1 pseudogene is annotated in these 438 nt (G+C 54.8%); it reads right to left on the reverse strand.

Features of this window, described 5'->3' with window-relative positions:
• Positions 1–438: pseudogene (locus tag KP705_RS17845) on the reverse strand (IS5/IS1182 family transposase); the annotation flags it as partial.

Genomic DNA, 438 nt, shown 5'->3' on the forward strand with positions numbered 1-438 from the left:
CCCTCTTTGTCCATGAAGTCCTCATTCGCTTTCGAGCGATAAGCTGTATCAGCCCAAACGCTTGAGGCCGTATTGGTTTTATCTAACAGCCCCTCTCTCAATCGCGCACCATCACTGGCGGCGGCATCCGTCGTCTTCCATTTTCGGATGAACCGAAACTTCCGGTCGATGGAGACGTGGGATTTGTAGCCAAAGAACGGGATGGCGAGATCGCTCGACGGTATGGTTCCATCGTCCTGCCGCTTCGCCTTCGTGAACTTAAGTGTCCATCGTGCATGACGATCCTTATGCGACATCTTTGCGGGCTTGTCCTGCCAGTCTTCTGGAATACGTCCTGCCCGGAGATCCGCTTTCTCAGCCTTCGTATTGCGCTGCTTTGGAGCAGCCACCAGTGTTGCATCCAGGATCTGGCCGGACATCGGGAGATAACCGGCGTTC

This window comes from Gluconobacter sp. P1D12_c, assembly GCF_018812105.1.
In the GTDB taxonomy this organism is placed as follows: Bacteria; Pseudomonadota; Alphaproteobacteria; order Acetobacterales; family Acetobacteraceae; genus Gluconobacter; species Gluconobacter oxydans_A.